The sequence below is a fragment of the Ruegeria sp. BG9 genome, from assembly GCF_056538305.1.
The window spans coordinates 162,994-182,927 of record NZ_JBQFSY010000009.1 but is presented as its reverse complement, the minus strand read 5'-3'; the positions used below and the strand labels follow the sequence as shown (position 1 = coordinate 182,927).

Annotated in this window: 18 protein-coding genes; 14 read left to right on the top strand and 4 right to left on the bottom strand. The window is 59.2% G+C overall.

Translation table 11 applies throughout. The features are described from left to right. Window positions 1–43 precede the first annotated feature (43 nt). Window positions 44–868: an SDR family oxidoreductase gene (locus ACR0I8_RS16785; protein ID WP_170689233.1), complete on the top strand. Its 825-nt coding sequence runs from the start codon at window positions 44–46 to the stop codon at window positions 866–868. Window positions 869–870: 2 nt separating this feature from the next. Here the strand turns inward: ACR0I8_RS16785 and ACR0I8_RS16780 are convergent, their stop codons facing one another. After that, complete coding sequence (locus ACR0I8_RS16780) at window positions 871–1,332, bottom strand: Lrp/AsnC family transcriptional regulator (RefSeq protein WP_170374590.1); 462 nt, start codon at window positions 1,330–1,332, stop codon at window positions 871–873. A gap of 102 nt (window positions 1,333–1,434) precedes the next feature. Here ACR0I8_RS16780 and ACR0I8_RS16775 point away from each other — a divergent pair, with 102 nt between their 5' ends. From ACR0I8_RS16775 to ACR0I8_RS16760, 4 genes are all read left to right on the top strand, one after another. Continuing rightward, a complete protein-coding gene (locus tag ACR0I8_RS16775) occupies window positions 1,435–2,850 on the top strand; it encodes an aminotransferase class V-fold PLP-dependent enzyme (RefSeq protein ID WP_170689234.1) in 1,416 nt (471 codons plus the stop codon). Between the two features lie 64 nt (window positions 2,851–2,914). Next, complete coding sequence (gene hisC, locus ACR0I8_RS16770) at window positions 2,915–4,000, top strand: histidinol-phosphate transaminase (protein WP_170689235.1); 1,086 nt, start codon at window positions 2,915–2,917, stop codon at window positions 3,998–4,000. Continuing rightward, the gene (locus ACR0I8_RS16765; RefSeq protein WP_170689236.1) at window positions 3,997–4,917 is read left to right on the top strand and encodes a prephenate/arogenate dehydrogenase family protein; all 921 of its coding nucleotides are present in this window, start codon (window positions 3,997–3,999) and stop codon (window positions 4,915–4,917) included. Before hisC ends, ACR0I8_RS16765 begins: the two co-directional genes overlap by 4 nt. Then, window positions 4,914–5,762: an extensin family protein gene (locus tag ACR0I8_RS16760; protein ID WP_170689237.1), complete on the top strand. Its 849-nt coding sequence runs from the start codon at window positions 4,914–4,916 to the stop codon at window positions 5,760–5,762. The genes ACR0I8_RS16765 and ACR0I8_RS16760 overlap by 4 nt, the downstream gene beginning before the upstream one ends. Here the strand turns inward: ACR0I8_RS16760 and ACR0I8_RS16755 are convergent. Continuing rightward, the gene (locus tag ACR0I8_RS16755; RefSeq protein WP_170689238.1) at window positions 5,759–6,760 is read right to left on the bottom strand and encodes a DUF2125 domain-containing protein; all 1,002 of its coding nucleotides are present in this window, start codon (window positions 6,758–6,760) and stop codon (window positions 5,759–5,761) included. The two genes, ACR0I8_RS16760 and ACR0I8_RS16755, sit on opposite strands and share 4 nt — an antisense overlap. A 67-nt stretch (window positions 6,761–6,827) precedes the next feature. On the opposite strand from ACR0I8_RS16755, the gene ACR0I8_RS16750 reads away from it, so the two are divergent. The 4 genes from ACR0I8_RS16750 to ACR0I8_RS16735 all read left to right on the top strand — a co-directional run bounded on the left by ACR0I8_RS16750 (window position 6,828) and on the right by ACR0I8_RS16735 (window position 11,041). After that, a complete protein-coding gene (locus tag ACR0I8_RS16750) occupies window positions 6,828–7,358 on the top strand; it encodes a gamma-glutamylcyclotransferase (protein WP_170689239.1) in 531 nt (176 codons plus the stop codon). Between the two features lie 68 nt (window positions 7,359–7,426). Further along, on the top strand, window positions 7,427–8,605 hold the full coding sequence (locus ACR0I8_RS16745) for a biopolymer transporter ExbB (RefSeq protein WP_170689240.1): 1,179 nt from the start codon (window positions 7,427–7,429) through the stop codon (window positions 8,603–8,605). Between the two features lie 3 nt (window positions 8,606–8,608). Continuing rightward, complete coding sequence (locus tag ACR0I8_RS16740; protein ID WP_170689241.1) at window positions 8,609–10,288, top strand: peptidoglycan -binding protein; 1,680 nt, start codon at window positions 8,609–8,611, stop codon at window positions 10,286–10,288. A 111-nt stretch (window positions 10,289–10,399) separates the two neighbouring features. After that, on the top strand, window positions 10,400–11,041 hold the full coding sequence (locus ACR0I8_RS16735) for a phosphotransferase (RefSeq protein ID WP_170374608.1): 642 nt from the start codon (window positions 10,400–10,402) through the stop codon (window positions 11,039–11,041). An 83-nt stretch (window positions 11,042–11,124) separates the two neighbouring features. On the opposite strand, the gene clpA is transcribed toward ACR0I8_RS16735, so the two are convergent. Continuing rightward, a complete protein-coding gene (gene clpA, locus ACR0I8_RS16730; RefSeq protein WP_170374610.1) occupies window positions 11,125–13,449 on the bottom strand; it encodes an ATP-dependent Clp protease ATP-binding subunit ClpA in 2,325 nt (774 codons plus the stop codon). A 174-nt stretch (window positions 13,450–13,623) separates the two neighbouring features. Beyond that, window positions 13,624–14,391 carry a hydroxyacylglutathione hydrolase gene (gloB, locus tag ACR0I8_RS16725; RefSeq protein ID WP_170689242.1) on the bottom strand — a complete coding sequence of 256 codons (768 nt, stop codon included), beginning with the start codon at window positions 14,389–14,391 and terminating at the stop codon, window positions 13,624–13,626. A gap of 62 nt (window positions 14,392–14,453) precedes the next feature. Between gloB and ACR0I8_RS16720 the strand changes: the two genes are divergently transcribed. The 5 genes from ACR0I8_RS16720 to atpD all read left to right on the top strand — a co-directional run bounded on the left by ACR0I8_RS16720 (window position 14,454) and on the right by atpD (window position 19,922). Beyond that, the gene (locus ACR0I8_RS16720; protein ID WP_170374614.1) at window positions 14,454–15,188 is read left to right on the top strand and encodes a class I SAM-dependent methyltransferase; all 735 of its coding nucleotides are present in this window, start codon (window positions 14,454–14,456) and stop codon (window positions 15,186–15,188) included. A 300-nt stretch (window positions 15,189–15,488) separates the two neighbouring features. Further along, the gene (locus ACR0I8_RS16715) at window positions 15,489–16,049 is read left to right on the top strand and encodes a F0F1 ATP synthase subunit delta (RefSeq protein WP_170374616.1); all 561 of its coding nucleotides are present in this window, start codon (window positions 15,489–15,491) and stop codon (window positions 16,047–16,049) included. Continuing rightward, on the top strand, window positions 16,050–17,588 hold the full coding sequence (atpA, locus tag ACR0I8_RS16710) for a F0F1 ATP synthase subunit alpha (RefSeq protein ID WP_170374618.1): 1,539 nt from the start codon (window positions 16,050–16,052) through the stop codon (window positions 17,586–17,588). It abuts the gene before it with no gap. Between the two features lie 12 nt (window positions 17,589–17,600). Continuing rightward, entirely contained in the window at window positions 17,601–18,479 is an 879-nt protein-coding gene (locus tag ACR0I8_RS16705; RefSeq protein WP_170374620.1) for a F0F1 ATP synthase subunit gamma, read from the top strand. An 18-nt stretch (window positions 18,480–18,497) separates the two neighbouring features. Next, a complete protein-coding gene (gene atpD, locus ACR0I8_RS16700; protein ID WP_170460468.1) occupies window positions 18,498–19,922 on the top strand; it encodes a F0F1 ATP synthase subunit beta in 1,425 nt (474 codons plus the stop codon). Window positions 19,923–19,934 lie beyond the last annotated feature (12 nt).

Genomic DNA, 19,934 nt, shown 5'->3' with positions numbered 1-19,934 from the left:
CCAACCTATCTAGAGGTCAGACTAACAATTGCGGAGAATGACTATGGCACAGACAATCCTCATAACTGGCGCTTCATCGGGTATTGGCAGAGTTACGGCTGAGCTGTTTCATAGGCAGGGCTGGAACGTCATTGCCACAATGCGCAACCCCATCAAGGAAGCCGAGCTGACGCAACTCGAGAATATTCTGGTCACACGTCTTGACGTCACCGACGAGGGTTCAATTGCGACCGCAGTTGCAGAAGGGATTGAGCGTTTTGGTCAGATTGACGTTCTATTGAACAACGCGGGATACGGTGCTTACGGCCCGCTAGAGGCCTTCCCGATGGAGCGTATCCGGCGGCAATTCGATACCAATGTGATCGGTTTGTTGGCTGTGACAAAAGCCGTTCTGCCGCATATGCGCGCAAATGGTTTGGGCTGCATCGTCAATATCTCTTCCATAGGTGGGCAAATCACCTTCCCCCTCGGAACGCTTTATCATGGTACAAAATTCGCGGTTGAAGGCCTATCAGAGTCGCTGCACTACGAACTTGCTGCGGCTGGTATCAAGGTCAAGATTGTCGAGCCTGGTCTGATTGCTACCGATTTTGGTGGCCGTTCGTTTGATTTCGTCAATGACGAGAGCATGGCCGAGTATCAACCTGTCGTGCAGGCCTTGTTCAGCACGTGGGGCTCAGAAGAAATGGCAGCGCGAACGTCGCCGCCAAGTGTTGTCGCCGATGTCATTTTGACCGCGGTGACGGACGACACTGACACTTTGCGCTATCGTGCCGGCGAAGATGCCGTTGAATACCTGGACAACCGCAAGGCTCTGGACGACGCAACTTTTATCGGCGGCATGAAGGCGATGCTTGGTTTGGCCTGAGTTCAGATCGGAAGTGGTCGCCCTTCAGCGATCGCTTCCATCGCAAAATATGAGGTCACGCTGTCCAGTTCGACCTTCTCGATCAGGCGTTGGTAGACTTTGTCATATGAGGCCATATCCTGGGTCACGACTTTCAGTTGATAGTCATAGTCACCGCCGATCCGATGGAAATCCACAACCTCGGGAATGGTCAGAACATGGCGGCGAAACGCCTGCAGCCACTCGGCTGAATGATGTCGGGTGCGCAGCATGACGAAGACAACGAGGTTCAACCCCAAAGTCTCGCGCGCAATGCGGGCGGTTGACCCGATCAGAACCCCGTTTTCATTCAGCGCTTTCAGCCTGCGCCAACACGCGTTCTGGGACAACCCGACCCGATCGGCCAGCTCGCGCTGCGAAAGGGTGGCGTCTTTTTGAAGCTCTCTCAGGATGTGAGTGTCTATTTGATCTAAATTTTGGCTCATATCTAGTCATACGACACAAAATTAGTGATTTCTATGCAAAGAACGATAATGTTTCCACAGTTTGGATGGATCACATTGGACTTACAGTAAGGAGCCAATGCTATGACCCTGTCCAAATTTCGTGCGGATCTTTGTTCCACCACTCACAATTCCCACCTGCGCGACGGGCTGATCGGAGAGAATGTTCTGATCCCGGGTCTGCAGGGGGACGTGCCGCTTGTCTACGCGGATTACGTCGCTTCGGGTCGCGCGTTGCGACAGGTCGAAGACTTTGTGGCCAATCACGTGTTGCCATTTTATGCCAACAGCCACACCGAAGCCTCCTTCTGTGGGTCCTACATGACCCGTCTGCGTCGCGAAGCGCGCGATGAGATAGCCCGCCTTGTTGGCGCGAGGGGAGAAGACGCGGTGATCTTTACCGGGTCCGGTGCCACGGCGGGGCTCAACCGGTTGGTCAGTCTGCTCGGGGTGGCGGAAGCTGACCAACCGGTTGTCCTAATCGGTCCTTATGAGCATCACTCGAACATCTTGCCATGGCGCGAGAGCAAGGCTCTGGTGGTTGAGATTCCGGAAGCGGCGGAAGGGGGCGTTGATCTGCGCGCGCTGCAGGAGGCGTTGGACACGCACGCTGATGCGGATCTTGTGATCGGGTCATTTTCAGCTGCGTCCAACGTGACGGGGATCATCACCGATCCCGATCCGGTGACGCGTTTGCTCAAGTCACATGGCGCTTTGGTCGTTTGGGACTATGCCGGGGGCGGGCCTTACCTGCCGATGGACATGGGGCCTGCGGATGCGCGCAAAGATGCGATCGTGGTGTCTCCGCACAAGTTTCCGGGAGGGCCGGGGGCGTCGGGCGTACTGGTCGTGAACCAGAGTGTTGTACAGCGTCGTTGTCCCAGCTGGCCGGGTGGAGGGACGGTGAGTTTCGTCTCGCCTTGGCGTCACGACTATAGCGAAAACCTGTCAACGCGAGAGGAAGCGGGAACGCCCAACGTGATCGGAGATATCCGCGCGGCACTTGCCTTCATCGTCAAGGATGTCGTCGGAACAGATGAGATCGCCTGCCGCGAAGCGCAATATAACCAAATGGCGCTGGAGGGGTGGAATGACAACCCGAACCTGACCTTGCTTGGGGTGGAAAACGCGCATCGCCTGCCGATCTTTTCCTTCCTTGTGCGCGACAACGCAGGGCAACCGGTGCATCAGCAACTGTTCACGCGGATGCTCAGCGACATATACGGCATTCAGGCGCGCGGAGGATGCGCCTGTGCCGGGCCTTACGCGCATCGGCTCCTGGGCATAGATCGAGCCGCGTCAGAGGAGCTGCACGCCGCTCTGTCCGCGGGTGAAGAGATGAAGAAACCCGGTTGGGTGCGTTTGAACTTCTCGTATCTGATGCGCGAAGAAACGGTCCAGTTCATCATCGACAGCGTCAACGACCTGTCCCGTCGGACCGAAGAATTCGCACCGTTCTACAATGCCGACCCGGCGACTGCGCGCTTCAAAGCCGCATGATGGAATTGCTGCTTTTCTGAAAGCGTTGAGACAGGTATGAGAGGCCCAATAAACGGAGCCTCTCATGACCAAGATTACCCCTCAACCCGGCATTATGGACATTGCGCTGTATCAAGGCGGCCAGTCGCATGTGGCGGGTGTTGAGCATGTGATCAAGCTGAGCTCCAACGAAAACCCGTTTGGCCCTAGCCCCAAAGCGATTGAGGCGGTGCGCGACAGCGCCGCCACCTTGCATCGCTATCCCAGCACCGACCACGCCAGCCTGCGCAATGCAGTCGGCGCGCGTCATAGTCTGGACCCGGCGCGGATCATCTGCGGTGTGGGCAGTGACGAGGTTCTGCAATTCATCGCTCAGGTCTATGCAGGGCCGGGGGATGAGGTGATCTATACGGAACATGGGTTTTCCATGTATCCGATTATTGCCCGGATGGCGGGGGCCACGCCGGTCATGGTGGCCGAGCGTGACCGCAAGGTCGACGTGGATGCCATTTTGGCAGCCGTAACCGCGCAGACGCGGATCGTGTTTGTCACCAATCCCGGCAATCCGACCTCAACCATGATCTCGCAGCAGGAGCTGGAGCGTTTGGCGCAAGGTCTGCCGGATAGCTGCCTGATGGTCATCGACGGGGCCTATGCCGAGTTTGTCGACGGTTTCGATGGCGGTGCGTCTCTGGTCGATGCCCATGAGAACGTGATCATGACCCGGACTTTTTCGAAGGTTTATGGGCTGGGCGGCATGCGCGTGGGCTGGGGCTATGCGCATCAGTCGATCATCGACGTGCTGAACCGGGTGCGCCAACCGTTCAACCTGTCTTTGACCGCGCTGGCTGCGGCCGAAGCAGCTGTGAATGATGTCGAATTCCTGTCCTTCTGTCAGGCTGAAAACGCGCGCCTGCGGACATGGTTGTCGGATGAGTTGGCCAAGATCGACGTCCCGTCTGACCCGTCTTTCACCAACTTCATCCTCGCGCGCTTTGCCGATCAGGCCGAGGCTGAGGCTTGCGATGACTACCTCAAGTCGCAGGGTTTGATTGTGCGGCGCGTTGCGGGCTACAACCTGCCAAACGCGCTGCGGATCACCGTGGGCGATGAGGAAGCCTGCCGCCGTGTCGTCGCAGCCATCACCGCATTCAAAGAGGGCGTAGCATGAGCCAGATTTACGACCGTGTTGCGCTGATCGGGTTGGGTCTGATCGCCTCATCCATGTTCTGGGCCATCAAGCGCGCAGGTCTGGCTGGCGAAGTCACCGGCTATGCCCGCTCTGAAGCCACCCGCGACACAGCCCGCAGGATCGGTTTGTGTGACCGGGTTTGCGACACCGCGCAAGAGGCGGTCGAGGGCGCGGATCTGGTCGTCCTCTGCGTTCCGGTTGGCGCGATGGGCGTGGTCGCTCAGGACATCGCCCCGATGCTGAAGCCGGGGGCAACTGTGACGGATGTCGGCTCGGTCAAGCGCAGCGTGATCGAGGCCGTTTCGCCTCATATCCCTGAAGGCGTCCATTTCATCCCTGCGCACCCTTTGGCCGGGACCGAGCATTCGGGGCCTGAGGCCGGGTTCGCCGAGCTTTTTGACAATCGCTGGTGTCTACTTGTGCCGGTCGAAGGATCGGACCCCGAGGCCATCGCCCAGTTGCGGGCCTTGTGGGAAGGCATGGGGGCCAATGTCGATGAGATGGACGCGGACCATCATGATCTGGTTCTGGCCGTGACCTCTCATGCGCCGCATCTGATTGCCTATACGATGGTCGGTGTTGCCGACGACCTACGCCGTGTGACCGATAGCGAGGTCATCAAGTACTCGGCCGCCGGCTTTCGGGATTTCACCCGCATCGCGGCCTCGGACCCAACCATGTGGCGCGACGTGTTCCTGACCAACAAGGACGCGACGCTTGAGATTCTGGGCCGTTTCACCGAAGAGCTTTTCGCCCTGCAGCGTGCGATCCGCACCGGGGACGGAGAGCATCTGTTCGACTATTTCACCCGCACCCGCGCGATCCGGCGTGGGATTATTGATGCGGGTCAGGATACTGATGCGCCGGACTTTGGCCGGGGAAAGGCTGGATCATGATACAGGTTTTGCGATACGCGTTTATTGCCGTGCTTTGGGCCACATCCACCCAAGCCGCCGCGCCCGATCAATCGCTTTATCCAGTTGCGCGCCCCGGCGCAGCAGTCGAAACTGCTGGCATCGTCGCGATCTCCAGCCGGGCCGCAACGCCTCTGACCATCCCGAACCTGCGCCCCGAAACACGGCCCGAGTCGCCTCAGTTGATCGCCGCAGCCGCGCGTCCGGTGGATTTGCCCTTGCTGGGGCCTGACACCTCTTTGATGCCATACCTCAGACCCAAATCGCTGGAGCAGGAAGTGCTGTTCAAAAAGCGCAAGCTGCGCAAGGGGTCGGTCTGCGGTGATATCGCGATACAGGGCAAACCTGTCGGGCGTGTCTCCAGCAAAACAAAGGCCTGCGGGGTCAAGGATGCGGTTCAAATCACCTCGGTCTCGGGAGTGACGCTGAGCCGGGCTTCGACGATGGATTGCGGCACGGCCATCGCGTTGAACAAATGGGTCGACAAAACCGTCAAGCCGACGTTCAAGCGTCGTGGTCCTGTGGTCCAGCTGCAGGTTGCCGCGCATTATGCTTGCCGCACGCGTAACAACCAAAAAGGCGCGCGAGTCTCTGAGCATGGCAAGGGCCGTGCCATCGATATTTCCGGCTTTGTCATGGCGGATGGAGAGGTCGTAACCGTCCTGAAAGGATGGCGCAAGAATCCCTCGCAAAAGCAACTCAAGAAGATATGGCGAGGGGCCTGCGGGCCGTTTGGCACCGTGTTGGGACCCAATTCAGACAGGTATCATCGGGACCATTTTCATCTGGATACGGCGCGGTATCGCACGGGATCTTACTGTCGCTAGCGCAGGATCAGACGTGGGGCCGGGCCAAGAGGGAGCGGCCCCAGTGCCACGAATCCGTCGCGGAAATTCAATTGCAGGTCCAGCGCATTCGGGTTGCCGCCCAGTCCGGCCAGAAAGTTGAGCGCGCGGGTCACCGGGTCAACGGCTTGATCGGGCAGGGCACCGGCTGCATTTGCCATTGCGATCATGTCACGCCAATTCTCGGCCTTGATCGCTATCTCTCCGGTTGGGATGCCCTGCGAGTCTACATCCAACTCACCGGCGGCAAACAGGCGCAACTCGCCCCATTTGACCTCGGCAAGATTCAGATCAATGGCGACGGGCTGAGGGCGGCTGTCTTCTAGCGCGGTCCGGTCCCAAGGCTTGTCGAACGTGGTCAGCATATCCAACTGCAACGTCTCGAACCGCTGGGGAAGCGAGGTCGCCGATTGCATCAGCGCGCGCAAATCTTCACCGGGGGTGAACCCGTCAATTTGCGCGGTGATGGCATAGGCTTCGGGTGCAGAGGTCTGCTCCATGATAACGCTGAGGGTACCACCGCCTGCCAGCGCCTCTTTGTCTTCGCTGATCAGCCAGGGGCCAGCGGTCAGGGCCATCTTCTCAAGCACCAGCGCGACACCGGGTTGCAGTTCCAATTCGGCTTGCAATTCCTTGGCCTGGATCGTCGCGGTCTGGTCGAAATAGGATAGGCGCTGAGGTGTATCGGCAAAACTGAGGGTTTGCCGACCGGGCCAGATTGCGGGGCTTTGAAACTCGATCCAGTCGGCGCTCCAGGCGGTGCCGTTGACTGGATCGGCCAGCGCCGGGTTGTTCAAGCGGGTGGTGTGATGTGTCGGGTAGCCCGCCGTATCAACGCCCGAGAATTCGGCTTGCCAGCCGCGCGCCTGCTGGGCATCGAACCAGCCGGTGATCGCATTGCGCAGACCATAGCCCGCGATGAACCAATAGGCGCTCCATGCGATGGCGATAAAAATGAACACTCGTATCAGACGACGCATGAGCATTGGCCCTTTTTCCTGCCTCGGATTTGATGTTTATAGGCCCAAACGGGCAAGGACCAGAGCAATGACGATGTGGGTTTTCGGATATGGATCGCTACTGTGGAACCCGGGCTTTCCCGTGGCACGCACCGAGCTTGCGATGCTGCACGGATATGCGCGCTCTTTCTGCATGAGTTCGATCCACCATCGCGGCACCGAGGATCACCCCGGCCTTGTGCTGGCTTTGGACGAACAGCCTGAGGCGCATTGCAAAGGTTTGGCGCTGGCCGTGGAAGCTGGGCATGAGGACCGCACCCTTCACGAACTGCGTGAGCGCGAGCTGATCTCGTCGGCCTATGTCGAAAAGATGCTGGACGTGCATCTGGACAATGGTGAGGTCGTAAATGCCGTAACCTATGTGATTGATGCCGATCACGTACAGTATTGCGGCGGCATGCCATTGGAAGAGCAGGCTCAGATCATCGCCCATGCCGTTGGAGGGCGCGGTCCAAACACAGAATATCTGCATAACACCACCGAGCATCTGGCCGAGATCGGCCTGCACGATCCCGATCTTGAGTGGTTGTCGCAACGGGTGCGCAGCATCACCGCATAAACCCTTGGCGTCATCGGCGTCTTTTCGCTAGATTCAGGCCAGAGCAGGCAGAACCAGGAATAACGCGCATGGCGCAGGCACAACAGGGCGCGAGACCGCATTTCTCGCAACCGATCAGGCAGATTCTTCTGATGCTGATCGCAATCGGCCTGTCGGGCCTCGGGGTGTTTCTGGCGCTGCCCTATGTGCTGCCGGTCTTCTTTGCCAACCCCTATCTGAACGGCTTTATTCTGCTGGTGTTCATTATCGGCGTCTTTGCCTGTTTTTATCAGGTCGCGCAGCTGATCGGCTCGGTCCGCTGGATCGAGGCCTTTGTGGGCGGCGTCGTGCATGAGGACGCGCGCACCCCTCAATTGCTTGCGCCATTGGCCTCGCTGCTGCGCGAACGCGGTGCGCGGTCGCAGATCAGTTCCACCTCGACCCGGTCCATTCTGGATTCGGTTGCGGAACGGGTGGAAGAAGAGCGTGAGATCACCCGCTACATCACCAACGTTCTGATCTATCTTGGTCTGTTGGGGACGTTCTTTGGCCTTGCCACAACAGTGCCAGCCATTGTCGACACCATCCGCAGCCTGAACCCACAAGAAGGGGAAGAAGGGCTGGCCGTTTTCAACCGTTTGATGACGGGCCTTGAAGCGCAGCTGCAGGGGATGGGCGTTGCGTTTGGCTCATCCTTGCTGGGTCTTGCCGGTTCATTGATCGTGGGCCTGTTGGAGGTCTTCGCCGGTCATGGTCAGAACCGTTTCTACCGCGAGCTTGAGGAATGGCTGTCGGGCATCACTCGGGTCGGATTCGCCTCAGGCGAGGACGGTGGGGCTGAGGTCGCCGTTCTGGCGCCTGTTCTGGACGCGATGTCGGATCAAATGAACGCGCTACAGGATCTGTTCTCGGCGCAGGAGGCCGAGCGGGCCGACGTGTCCAACAAGCTTGGTCAATTGGTCACTGTCATAGGGCAGATGAACCAGCGTCAGGCGGGCAACGAAGGCGTTGCCGCCGCGTTGGAGCGTGTTGCTTTGGGGCAGGACGCCTTGCTGGATCACATGCGCGAACACGGGGCGGGCGAGGGCATCGATGCAGAAAGTCGGATGCGCCTGCGGTCGATGGATGTTCAGTTGCTGCGCATCCTCGAAGAGATCTCCGCCGGTCGTCAGGACAGCATGAACGAATTCCGCAAGGATATCGAACTGCTAGTGAAGGCTCTGACCCTGCCACGCGGCGCGGTTCGAACCACGCACGAGGGGGAATAACCCATGGCCCTCTCCCGCCGCACTGGTCAACGGTTCCAGGGCTCGGTCTGGCCCGGTTTCGTCGATGCGATGACGGGTCTGTTGATGGTTTTGACCTTCGTACTGACCATCTTCATGGTCATCCAATTCGTGCTACGTGAAACGATCTCGGGTCAGGAGGATGAGCTGACGACCCTTGCGGATGAGGTTGCCGCACTGGCTGGTGCTCTAGGGTTGGAGGAACGAGAAAACAGCCGCCTGCAAGCGCGGTTGGGGGCCTTAAATGCCACACTGACCGAAACGGAAGATAGTCTGGCTGAGGCGCAAAGCCAGATTACTGGGTTCGAGGCTCAGGTCGCGGCGCTGTTGGCTGACCAGGCGCGGGCGCAAGACGCGATTGCGGCGCTTGAGACGCAACGGGCGGATCTTTTGGGCGAACGCGACAGTCTGAACCAGGCCTTGGCGCAAAGCCGCGAAGAAATTGACGCTCAGGCCGAAGCTGCCCGCCTTGCCGCTGCCCGCCGTGAGGCGCTGGAGGCTCTGGTTGCCGATCTGGAACAAAGCGGCGAAGAACGCGCCGCACAGATCGCTCAACTCGAAGATCAGCTGAGTGCGGAAGAGGCTGGCAGGCTGGCGGAGGCCGCCGCTGCCGAAGCTCTGAGGGATCGCCTTCAGAACGCCGATGCGGAACTGACCGCCATGACCCTAGCGCTTGAGGCGCAGCGCAAAGAGGCTGAGGATACCCTGACCCTTTTGGCTGCTGCGAATGCTGCCCGCGCAGAACTGGAACGACAGTTTGGCGAGTTGAATGCGGAAGAGCTGGAGGCCCAGTTGCAGGCCGCTCTGGCAGCGCAGGCCGAGGCGCAGGAAGATGCAGCATCCCAGCGTTCCCTGGCCGAACAGCGCGATGCGTTGCTGGCCGTGGCCCGCGAGACGCTTTCGGCGGAACAGGCGGTCTCAGAAAAGGCGCAGCGCGAGGCCGCTTTGTTGAACCAGCAAATCGCAGCATTGCGCGGACAGTTGGGATCGTTGCAGGCGCTGCTGGATGACTACGAGGACCGCAATACGGCCGCCGAAATTCAAATCCAGTCACTGGGGCAAGACCTGAATGCGGCTCTGGCGCGCGCCGCATCCGAGGAACGCCGCCGCCGCCTGCTGGAAGAGGCCGAGCGTCAACGCCTTGAGGCTGAGGCCGAAGCACTGGCCGGACAGAATGAGGAACTCGCGGCGCAGGCCGAGGATTTGCAGCGCTATCGGTCGGAATTCTTCGGCCGCCTCCGTGACGTGTTGGGCGATCAGGATGGCGTGCGGATCGAAGGCGACCGGTTCGTGTTCTCCTCTGAGGTTCTGTTCGCCACAGGTTCTGCCGTGTTGTCGCTGGAAGGCCGGCAGGAGGTCGCCAAAGTCGCTGAGATCCTCCGCACAGTTGCTGCCGAAATCCCGGAAGGTCTGAACTGGGTGATCCGGGTGGATGGCCACACCGACAACGTGCCCTTGGCCGGGTCGGGTCGGTATCGCGACAACTGGGAACTGAGCCAGGGGCGGGCGCTCTCCGTGGTGCGCTATATGGTCGAAGCGCTGGGCATCCCACCCAATCGCTTGGCCGCCAACGGGTTCGGAGAGTTCCAACCAGTTAACCCGGAAGACACGCCCGAGGCGCGGGCACAGAACCGACGGATTGAGTTGAAACTGACCGAGCGCTAAACCCCTCGCGTGGCGAAAAACCGCCTTTGCGATCTGGATTTGCCGCCTGCACCCGATGAAACACACCCACCTCAAACCTAGATTACTGTCATAGGTTGAGAGGAGACGCGCGTGGCCCATAGGGTAGCAGACCTGTACCAAACGGTTGAAACGGTTTTGCGAGCTTCATACCGACGGGTGGTGTTGTGCCAGACCGCGGGCGGAGACAAGTTCTGGCTTAAACGGGTTGAGCGCTTTGCACCCCATCTCTGGCTGGTCAAAGGCTGCCCTCAGGCGGCGTTTGCCAGTGATCGGACGTCGCATCGCTATTTGTGGAACAAAGGCGTGCCGGTGCCGCGCATCTTGGCCGAGGGTTCGGATTTCATCGCCGTCGAGGATGCGGGTCTCAGCCTGACCCGGTTTTGCGGTGATCGTTCCCGTGAGCTTTTCAAAAAACAAACAGCCTGTCGCGCCGCAGGCCGGGCCTTGGCGCGGCTTCATGCGTCAGATATTGCCCATGGCCGCCCTGCCTTTCGCGATATGTGCTGGGACGGGCAGCAGATCAGGTTCATCGATTTTGAGTACTTTAGGCCGACCAAAGCGGGGAGGCTGCGTAAAGCCCGCGATCTGAGCATCGCTGTGCTGTCGGCGTTGTTTCAAGGTCAGCTAGGAATGCGCTATGCGTCCAGCCTGCTATCCGGCTATTGGGCGGTTCGGAGAAAATGGGCCGTCGCCAATACTGCTTCAGCGCGTCAAATCCAAACTGGGCTGTGACAAACGGACTTTGACCACAAGGGTTTTCGACATGAAAAAACCCGCCAAACACTGGCGGGTTTTTCTGATTCGATGATCTGCAATCAATCCGCCGTCAAAAGTGGAGGCTTGTTGCCCGGAATACGCGGCTGATCGGGGCCGAGGATATCCAAGTGTAGATCTCCTTTCTTGACCGAGACACGAACAACACCGCCCTTGGCGAGTTTGCCAAACAGCAACTCTTCGGCCAGAGGCTTCTTGATGTGTTCCTGGATCACGCGGCCCAGAGGACGGGCGCCCATCTTGTCGTCATAGCCTTTGTCGGCCAGCCATGCGGCGGCCTTGGGCGTCAGGTCGATAGTCACGCCGCGATCCAGAAGTTGCGCCTCAAGCTGCAGAACGAACTTCTCGACCACCTGCAGGATGACCTCTTTCGGTAGCGGCGCGAACGAGATCACCGCGTCCAGGCGGTTGCGGAATTCCGGCGTAAACGTCCGCTCGATCGCGGCGGTGTCTTCGCCCTCGCGACGGTCACGGCCAAAGCCGATGGCGGCCTTCGCCTGTTCCTGTGCACCCGCGTTCGAAGTCATGATCAGCACCACGTTACGGAAGTTCACTGTGCGGCCATTGTGATCGGTCAGCTCGCCATGGTCCATCACCTGCAACAGGATGTTGAACACGTCCGGATGCGCCTTCTCGATTTCATCGAGCAGCAGTACACAATGCGGATGTTGGTCGACGCCGTCGGTCAGTAGACCGCCCTGGTCGAACCCGACATAGCCCGGAGGCGCCCCGATCAGACGGCTGACCGCGTGTTTCTCCATATATTCCGACATGTCGAAGCGCAGCAGTTCCACGCCCAGATTATCGGCCAGCTGTTTCGCCACCTCGGTCTTACCCACACCGGTCGGACCGGCGAACAGGTAGTTGCCGATGGGCTTCTCAGGCTCCCGCAGCCCGGCGCGCGCCAGTTTGATCGCGCTGGCCAAGGCCACAATGGCGTCATCCTGACCAAAGACCACACGCTTGAGCGAGGCTTCGAGGTCTTTAAGAACCACCGCATCGTCCTTGGTGACGTTCTTCGGCGGTATGCGGGCGATCTTGGCGACAACGGCCTCAATCTCCTTCACACCGATTGTCTTGCGGCGCTTGCTTTCGGCCAGCAAATGCTGCGCGGCACCCGCTTCGTCGATGACGTCGATCGCCTTGTCCGGCAGTTTACGGTCATTGATATAGCGCGCCGAGAGTTCCACAGCGGTTTTGATCGCATCCGCGGTGTATTTGATGGCGTGATGCTCTTCGAAATAGGGCTTCAGACCGCGCAGGATCTTAACGCTGTCTTCAACCGAAGGCTCGTTCACGTCGATCTTCTGGAACCGGCGGCTCAGCGCGCGGTCCTTTTCGAAATGCTGACGGAACTCTTTGTAAGTGGTTGACCCCATGGTGCGCAGCTTGCCCCCCTGAAGCGCTGGCTTCAGGAGGTTCGAGGCGTCCATGGCCCCGCCCGAGGTCGCCCCGGCACCGATCACGGTGTGGATTTCGTCGATGAACAGCACCGCATCTGGGTGATCTTCCAACTCGGTCACAACCGCTTTGAGACGCTCTTCGAAATCGCCGCGATAGCGGGTTCCGGCCAGCAGCGCGCCCATGTCGAGAGAGTAAATGGTGGTGTTCGACAGTACATCCGGGGCTTCACCGGCTACGATCTTATGCGCCAAGCCTTCGGCAATCGCCGTCTTGCCTACACCCGGGTCGCCCACCAGCAATGGGTTATTCTTGCGCCGGCGGCATAGCACCTGAATGCAGCGCTCGACCTCATCGGCGCGACCGATCAGCGGGTCCACATCGCCTGCGCGCGACTTGGCGTTCAGATCGACGCAATATTTGCCCAAGGCGCTTTCTTTTTGATCTTCGTCGCTCGCGGTGGCCTGCACCTCATCCTCGGCCTGATCCGCGCCCGAGACCGAGCGGCTTTCGCCATAGGCCGGGTCTTTCGCGACGCCGTGCGCGATGAAATTGACCGCGTCATACCGGGTCATGTCCTGTTCCTGCAGGAAATAAGCGGCGTTGCTTTCGCGTTCGGCGAAGATGGCGACCAGTACGTTGGCACCTGTGACCTCAGTCCGGCCCGAGCTTTGCACATGAATGGCCGCGCGCTGAATGACGCGCTGGAATGCTGCCGTTGGCACGGCCTCGGACCCGTCGATATCGGTGACGAGGTTCGAAAGATCCTCATCAATGAATTCGACCAATGTGCTGCGCAATTCGTCCAGATCGACGCTGCAGGCTTTCATGACCCGGATTGCGTCAGGCTCTTCCAATAGCGCCAGTAGTAGATGCTCTAACGTAGCAAACTCATGTCGCCGTTCATTCGCCGCTGCCAGAGCTGCGTGAATGGCTTGTTCCAAAGTGCTCGAGAATGAAGGCACGCGGGTGCTCCTCTGTCTTGGGTCAGAAGGGGGCAGGCTTGCGGCCGGATCCCCATCCCAACCATGTCCTCATACTATTAGAGTTTGGTTGATCGACGCCCGGCTTCAAGGGTTTTCTTTCACTTGACAGTCACATTTGTTGTGAGAGTGGCCGTGAGGATGGTCAAATAGGCATCAGAAATTGTCTTTTCTACCCCTGATCTCGGCAAAAACAGCGACCGGGTCTGCGCCTTCCATGCCCAAATGGGCCAGAATCGCCGGATCTTCGGCGCGAAGGAACGGGTTGGTTGCCTTTTCCAGACCCAGTTTCGAGGGCACCGTGGGCTGCCCTGCGGCGCGCGCGCGGTCGATATCGACGACGCGCTGTTGTAGCGCCGTGTTGGTTGGGTCGACGGTTACGGCGAATTTGGCGTTAGACTGGGTGTACTCGTGGCCCGAACATACGAGCGTGTTGTCCGGCAGCGCCGCAAGTTTGCTAAGCGAACGCCACATCTGCTCTGGCGTGCCTTCGAATAAGCGCCCGCATCCCAGCGCCATCAGGCTATCCGCAGTGAAGACAGCGGCACTTTGCGGCATGTAATAGGCGACGTGGCCTAAAGTGTGCCCCGAGACATCCATCACCTGAACTGGCTCGCCCGCAAACTCAAAGCTATCGCCATCGCTGACTTGTTGGTCGAGCTGGGGCAGGCGGTGTGCATCGGCGGCGGCTCCGATCACCTTGGCTGGGTGTTTTTCAAGAATTCCGGGCAGTCCGTCTACATGATCCCAGTGGTGGTGAGTTAGCAAGACATGGCTGAGGGTCCAGCCGCGCGCCTCCAACTTGGCCAGGATGGGCCCGGCTTCGGGTGCGTCGATCAGCGCGGTCGCTCCGCTTTCGGCATCATGCGCAAGAAACGCGTAATTATCGCTGAGACATGGGATGGTTACGATCTCAAGAGGCATGGCCTTTTGCCCTTTCGTTGCTAGACTGCGCCTCAGCTAAGCCGATTGACCGGGTGTCCGCAATGCATCTTGATGTGCAGGATCTGAGGAATTTCTACTATCGCAGCACGCTGGGCCGTGCGGCGCAGGCTGCGATTCGTGGTCGGCTGATCGACCTCTGGCCCGAGGCGAAGGGCCAGACGGTGGCCGGATTTGGCTTTGCGGTCCCTCTTCTGCGGCCCTACCTCGCCGACGCGCGGCGGGTTATCGGATTGATGCCGGGTCCTCAGGGGGTGATGCCCTGGCCTGCCGGGATGCCCAATGTGTCCGTCCTGACCGAAGAGACGCTTTGGCCGATTGAGACGGGCCACGTGGACAAGCTGGTGGTGATGCACGGGCTTGAGACCTCGGAACAGCCCAGCAAGGTGCTTGAGGAATGCTGGCGCGTGTTGGGGCCAGGGGGCAGAGCGCTTTTTGTAGTGCCGAACCGGGCGGGGCTGTGGTCGCGGTCCGACCGGACACCGTTCGGATTTGGTCACCCATATTCGGCCACGCAACTCGAGAACCTTCTGCGCAGCCATCATTTCGTGCCTGAAAACCACTGTTCCGCGCTGTATCTACCGCCCTCGTTCCGACGGTTCTGGCTGAAATCGGGTAGCCTGATCGAAAAAACTGGCCAGCGCATTCCTACCATAATGGCCGGAGGCGTACTGATGGTTGAGGTCAGCAAGCTGATCCGTCCGCCAAGCGGTACGGTCACCAAGGACAAGGTGAAACGTCCGATCAAGGCGCTGGACGGTTTGCTGAAGCCGGCGTGACGATTCCGCGCAGTCATCGGGAAAAAATGCGGGAAAAAGGTCACAGGAATCGCAAAAACCTGCAAATCAGTAACATTTTTCAACTGCGCCAAGGGGTCCAAACGGTCGCACTTGGGTTAAGCTTATGAAAACTAACGATTTGTGGATAATTCAGTTACCGCTATCGCGTATTGCTTGGTGGAAGCACCTCTGATACATCCCCGGTGATTTTGATCCCCGCCCTTCAAGGACGGGGTATCTTCACGCCCCCGGGTTGGCTGCGCGCGCGGTTTTCGGGGCCTAAGTATCGGAAGGGTGGACGTGTCCGAACCAGCTTCGATTTCCACAGGCATCGCCGAGCGCTATGCCACCGCGATTTTCGAGATCGCAAAAGAGAACAAAGACCTTGCAGGTCTGGAATCCGGCATCAATGATCTTGCAGCTGCACTGGGCGAAAGCGCCGATCTGCGCGACCTGATCGCATCTCCGCTGGTTTCCCGCGCCGAACAGGAAAACGCCATTGCCGCTGTTGCTGATAAGATGGGCCTGAACGCCATCCTGCGCAACACGCTGGGTCTGATGGCGCAGAAGCGTCGCCTGTTTGTGGTGCCGCAGCTGGTGCAGGTCCTGCGCGACATGCTGGCCGAAGAGCGCGGCGAAGTGACCGCCGATGTCGCCTCGGCCAAGGCGCTGACCAAGACGCAAATGGAAAAACTGTCCAAGACGCTGTCCGAGCGTGTGGGCAAGACCGTGACTATCAATGCGACCGTGGATGAAAGCCTCATCGGCGGTCTTGTCGTTAAAGTGGGCTCGAAAATGATCGATAGCTCGATCCGTTCGAAGCTGAACTCCCTACAGAATGCAATGAAAGAGGTCGGATAAATGGGAATCCAAGCTGCAGAGATTTCTGCAATCCTGAAGGACCAGATCAAGAATTTTGGTCAGGAAGCCGAAGTGGCCGAGATCGGCCGCGTGCTGAGCGTCGGTGACGGGATTGCCCGTGTATACGGCCTGGACAACGTGCAAGCCGGTGAGATGGTCGAGTTCCCCGGTGGCATCATGGGCATGGCGCTGAACCTGGAAAGCGACAACGTTGGTGTCGTTATCTTCGGTTCTGACCGTGACATCAAAGAAGGTGACACCGTCAAGCGTACCAACTCGATCGTGGACGTTCCGATCGGTGACGAGCTGCTGGGCCGGGTTGTAGACGGTCTGGGCAACCCGCTGGACGGCAAAGGCCCGATCAACGCAACCAAGCGTGGCGTTGCAGACGTTAAAGCCCCCGGCATCATCCCGCGTAAATCGGTGCACGAGCCGATGGCAACCGGCCTGAAATCAGTTGACGCGATGATCCCGATCGGCCGTGGCCAGCGTGAGTTGATCATTGGTGACCGTCAGACCGGTAAAACTGCCGTTGCTCTGGACACCATTCTGAACCAAAAAGTTTACAACGACGCAGCAGGCGACGACGAGTCGAAGAAACTTTACTGCGTTTACGTTGCGGTCGGTCAGAAGCGCTCGACCGTTGCGCAGCTGGTGAAGAAACTGGAAGAGTCCGGCGCGATTGAATACTCGATCGTTGTTGCCGCGACCGCGTCTGACCCGGCGCCGATGCAGTTCCTGGCGCCCTACGCCGCGACCGCGATGGCGGAATACTTCCGCGACAATGGCCGCCACGCGCTGATCATCTATGATGACCTGTCCAAGCAGGCTGTGTCCTATCGTCAGATGTCCCTGCTGCTGCGCCGCCCGCCGGGCCGTGAAGCCTATCCGGGTGACGTTTTCTACCTCCACTCCCGTCTGCTGGAGCGTTCGGCGAAGCTGAACGAAGATTTCGGTGCAGGCTCGCTGACCGCTCTTCCGGTTATCGAAACCCAGGGTGGTGACGTTTCGGCGTTTATTCCGACCAACGTGATCTCGATCACCGACGGTCAGATCTTCCTGGAAACCGAGCTGTTCTACCAAGGTATCCGTCCTGCTGTGAACACCGGTCTGTCGGTTTCGCGTGTGGGCTCCTCGGCTCAGACCAACGCGATGAAATCGGTTGCTGGTCCGGTGAAATTGGAACTGGCTCAGTACCGCGAAATGGCTGCGTTTGCGCAGTTTGGTTCGGACCTCGACGCCGCAACTCAGCAGCTGCTGAACCGTGGTGCCCGTCTGACCGAGCTTATGAAACAGCCGCAGTACTCGCCGCTGACCAACGCGGAAATCGTCTGCGTCATATTCGCGGGTACCAACGGTTACCTCGACAAGATCGACGTATCGGATGTTGGCCGCTATGAGGCCGGTCTGCTGGCGCACCTGCGCGGTAAGCACGCTGACCTGCTGACATGGCTCACCGACGAAGATCCGAAGATCAAAGGTGAAGCGTCCGACAAGATCAAGGCAGCGATCGACGAATTTGCCGCGACCTTCGCATAAGAGGAGGTTCCGATGCCTAGTCTGAAGGACCTTAAAAACAGGATCGAGTCGGTCAAATCGACCCGCAAGATCACCAAGGCCATGCAGATGGTCGCGGCTGCAAAACTGCGCCGCGCCCAGGAATCTGCTGAAGCCTCGCGCCCCTATGCCGAGCGGTTCAATGCCGTGATGGCGGGGCTGGCGGCTTCGGTCGGGGGCAGTGACAGCGCCCCCAAGCTGCTCCGTGGTACGGGCAGTGATGATGTCCATCTGCTGGTTGTGATGACAGCTGAACGCGGCCTATGTGGCGGCTTCAACGCGAACATCGCCAAGCTGGCCCGTGCCAAAGCTGAAGAGCTGCGCGGCAAAGGCAAAACGGTCAAAGTTCTGACCGTTGGCAAAAAAGGCCGCGACGCGCTCAAGCGCGATCTGGGCGATTTGTTCGTAGGTCATGTCGACCTGAGCGAAGTCAAACGTATTGGCTACACCAATGCGCAAGACATCGCGAAGGACGTCCTGTCTCGCTTCGATGCGGGTGAGTTCGATGTTGCCACGATCTTCTACTCGAAGTTCGTCAACGTTGTGACCCAGATCCCGACGGCACAGCAGGTTATCCCCGCCTCGTTCGAAGACGAAGCGGCAGGTGACGACAGCGGTGCAATCTTCGACTACGAGCCCAGCGAAGAGGCCATTCTGGCCGACCTGCTGCCCAAGGGGGTTGCGACCGCGATCTTCTCGGCTCTTCTCGAAAACGGAGCGTCTGAACAGGGCGCACGGATGTCCGCGATGGACAACGCGACACGCAACGCGGGTGAGATGATCGACAAGCTGACCATCCAGTTCAACCGCTCACGTCAGGCCGTGATCACCAACGAGCTGATTGAAATTATTTCCGGCGCCGAAGCGCTGTAAGAAAACCGGAGACGAAACATGGCGAATGCAAAAGGCAAAGTCACACAGATCATCGGGGCCGTCGTCGACGTGCAGTTCGAAGATCAGCTGCCTGAAATTCTGAACGCGCTGGAAACCACCAACAACGGCAAGCGCCTGGTGTTGGAAGTTGCTCAGCACCTGGGTGAAAACACCGTCCGCACCATCGCGATGGACGCGACCGAAGGTCTGGTCCGCGGCGAAGTTGTAACCGACACCGGCGCACCGATCTCGGTTCCGGTTGGTAACGCAACTCTGGGCCGCATCCTGAACGTTGTCGGCGAGCCGATCGACGAAAAAGGCCCGGTTGAAGCAACTGAAGCCCGCGCGATCCACCAGCCCGCACCTGAGTTCGACGAACAGTCGACCGAGTCAGAAATCCTGGTGACCGGTATCAAGGTTGTTGACCTGCTGGCCCCTTACGCCAAAGGCGGTAAAATCGGCCTGTTTGGCGGCGCCGGCGTTGGTAAGACAGTTCTGATCATGGAACTGATCAACAACATCGCAAAAGTGCACTCGGGCTTCTCGGTGTTCGCGGGTGTTGGTGAACGGACCCGTGAAGGGAACGACCTGTACCACGAGATGATCGAATCGAACGTTATTAAGCCTGACAACCTGTCGGAATCGCAGGTTGCGCTGGTTTACGGTCAGATGAACGAACCTCCGGGTGCGCGTGCACGTGTTGCTCTGACAGGTCTGACCCTGGCCGAGCAGTTCCGCGACCAGTCCGGTACCGACGTTCTGTTCTTCGTCGACAACATCTTCCGCTTCACACAGGCGGGTTCCGAGGTTTCGGCTCTGCTGGGTCGTATTCCGTCCGCTGTGGGCTACCAGCCGACACTGGCCACCGACATGGGTGCTCTGCAGGAACGCATCACCTCGACCAAGTCGGGCTCGATCACCTCGGTGCAGGCGATCTACGTGCCTGCGGACGACCTGACCGACCCCGCGCCAGCAACCTCGTTTGCGCACTTGGACGCGACCACCGTTCTGAACCGTGCGATCTCGGAAAAGGGTATCTACCCTGCGGTTGACCCGCTCGACTCGTCCTCGCGTCTGCTGGACCCCGCGATTGTGGGTGAGGAGCACTACGCGGTTGCTACCGACGTTCAGCAGATCCTCCAGCGCTACAAGTCGCTGCAGGACATCATCGCCATCCTCGGCATGGACGAACTGTCAGAGGAAGACAAACTGACCGTTGCCCGTGCCCGTAAGATCGAGCGCTTCCTGTCGCAGCCGTTCGACGTGGCCGAAGTCTTCACCGGTTCGCCCGGCGTTCAGGTTCCTCTGGACGTGACCATCGCATCGTTCAAAGCTGTTGTGGCTGGCGAATACGATCACCTGCCCGAAGCGGCCTTCCTGATGGTTGGTGGGATCGACGAAGTGATCGCCAAAGCGGAGAAGATGGCCGCAGAAGCCGCCTAAGGAGTATCCCTG

Coding starts and splice junctions, on each gene's coding strand:
- atpA (WP_170374618.1), top strand. CDS start 16,050: ATGGGAATCCAAGCTGCAGAGATTTCTGCAATCCTGAAGGACCAGATC.
- atpD (WP_170460468.1), top strand. CDS start 18,498: ATGGCGAATGCAAAAGGCAAAGTCACACAGATCATCGGGGCCGTCGTC.
- ACR0I8_RS16775 (WP_170689234.1), top strand. CDS start 1,435: ATGACCCTGTCCAAATTTCGTGCGGATCTTTGTTCCACCACTCACAAT.
- ACR0I8_RS16780 (WP_170374590.1), bottom strand. CDS start 1,332: ATGAGCCAAAATTTAGATCAAATAGACACTCACATCCTGAGAGAGCTT.
- ACR0I8_RS16765 (WP_170689236.1), top strand. CDS start 3,997: ATGAGCCAGATTTACGACCGTGTTGCGCTGATCGGGTTGGGTCTGATC.
- ACR0I8_RS16760 (WP_170689237.1), top strand. CDS start 4,914: ATGATACAGGTTTTGCGATACGCGTTTATTGCCGTGCTTTGGGCCACA.
- ACR0I8_RS16745 (WP_170689240.1), top strand. CDS start 7,427: ATGGCGCAGGCACAACAGGGCGCGAGACCGCATTTCTCGCAACCGATC.
- ACR0I8_RS16785 (WP_170689233.1), top strand. CDS start 44: ATGGCACAGACAATCCTCATAACTGGCGCTTCATCGGGTATTGGCAGA.
- gloB (WP_170689242.1), bottom strand. CDS start 14,391: ATGCCTCTTGAGATCGTAACCATCCCATGTCTCAGCGATAATTACGCG.
- ACR0I8_RS16755 (WP_170689238.1), bottom strand. CDS start 6,760: ATGCGTCGTCTGATACGAGTGTTCATTTTTATCGCCATCGCATGGAGC.
- ACR0I8_RS16750 (WP_170689239.1), top strand. CDS start 6,828: ATGACGATGTGGGTTTTCGGATATGGATCGCTACTGTGGAACCCGGGC.
- ACR0I8_RS16705 (WP_170374620.1), top strand. CDS start 17,601: ATGCCTAGTCTGAAGGACCTTAAAAACAGGATCGAGTCGGTCAAATCG.
- ACR0I8_RS16740 (WP_170689241.1), top strand. CDS start 8,609: ATGGCCCTCTCCCGCCGCACTGGTCAACGGTTCCAGGGCTCGGTCTGG.
- hisC (WP_170689235.1), top strand. CDS start 2,915: ATGACCAAGATTACCCCTCAACCCGGCATTATGGACATTGCGCTGTAT.
- ACR0I8_RS16720 (WP_170374614.1), top strand. CDS start 14,454: ATGCATCTTGATGTGCAGGATCTGAGGAATTTCTACTATCGCAGCACG.